Here is a 1,348-nt window from a genome sequence, read left to right as displayed (position 1 = left end):
GAAAGTCCACTTGCCGATATTGGTGCTATCTTTCTGCCAAGTCGCAGTTAAAATGCGGTTGGGATTGAAATCGTTTTCTTGACCGTGGTAAGAAGATGTACTCCAAGGTTTTGTCAGTAAATCTAACTGCTGGGGTTTGCTCAATCCTTGATTGGAGAGGAATTCGTTACCGTCAGGGTCGGGTAAATCGACAACTTCATCCCAGGGCAATAAACCCTCACCTTCATCGAACACGCTGACGAAGAGATTAACCTCTTCAATGTCCTGAGTAGGTAGATTGTCAAAAGTCCATTGGAACTTTGGGGTAAGGGGATTTTCTGAAGTCTCGCTAGTACCAATAGGCCCTGTCAAATCCAGCCAATCCAGCGGTGTCGCCGCCAAACCGCGAGGGTTAGTCACAGAAACGGGAGCTTTCTTACTTCCCGGCGGCACGCCGTAAGTATATTGATTGTTCGCGTCGGTCAGAATCTGAAAATCAGCAGCAACACTAACGTAGCATTTCGTGCCGTAGCGCTGTTAAACAACGGCAGCCCAACACCCCGACCTTTATTATCTACTTGGAATTGACTGGGGTTGGTCAGCGTTTTGACAAATTCCTCCACATCAAAAACATAAACTTTGCCATTCGCACCGCTTAAATTTGGATAGGAAGCGTAAAGAAACTTGCTATCACTTGACAGCGCTAAGTCTGTAGCAAATCCATCTGGAATTGGTCGAGTTGCTGCTACTAATTGCGGATTCGTCAGCGGGTTTTTGATAATGCCGATATTGCTACCGGCCCGCGGGTCTCCATCTATGCTGGGTATTTCCTGACCGAAAAATTTCGTATCCGCATTCCGACCCACAACAAACGCATAACTCGCATCCGGTAAAACTGTTACCGAAACTCCCTCATTCACATCGAAGTAATCAAAAGTTGAACCCAGCCCTAAATTTGTATATCGAGTAGTAGCAGCAAAACTTACGGGGTCGTTATTGGTAATATCCAGTACCCCAAATCCTTTGCTATCTTTGCCGCTGTTTGTAAATGTCATTTTCAGCGGATCGACCGTAGCAGCTAATCCTTCTACGCCTTCATCGGCTGTTACAGTTCCAATTAATTGATTCCATTTTTTGGGGTTCGCGCCGGGGCTGATTGGTCGGTCTTTGGGGTCGATGTTAACGGCGTAAATCTTGCTGTTCGCGCCGTTTGGTGCGGTAACAAATAGCTTTTTGCCGTCGCTGCTAAGGGCGATTTGCCGCAAACCGCTTGGGGCTGTGCCGACTGGGATGGTTTGGGTGACTTGGTGATAGGTTGGTGAAAATGGGTTTGCGGGATTCACCTAGCCGTAAGTTATATAATGGCGCC

2 protein-coding genes are annotated in these 1,348 nt (G+C 47.3%); both read right to left on the bottom strand.

Annotation, left to right across the window (positions count from 1 at the left end):
* A partial coding sequence (locus JGK20_RS34380) for a hypothetical protein (RefSeq protein WP_293233871.1) occupies positions 1 to 399 on the bottom strand: 399 nt, incomplete at its 3' end.
* A gap of 62 nt (positions 400 to 461) precedes the next feature.
* Positions 462 to 1,322, bottom strand: coding sequence for a hypothetical protein (locus JGK20_RS34375; RefSeq protein WP_293233869.1), 861 nt, complete (start codon positions 1,320 to 1,322; stop codon positions 462 to 464).
* Between the last annotated feature and the right edge of the window lie 26 nt (positions 1,323 to 1,348).

It is taken from the genome of Microcoleus sp. PH2017_05_CCC_O_A (genome assembly GCF_020738785.1).
Taxonomy (GTDB): domain Bacteria; phylum Cyanobacteriota; class Cyanobacteriia; order Cyanobacteriales; family Microcoleaceae; genus Microcoleus.
This window is presented reverse-complemented; position numbering and strand designations above follow the sequence as displayed.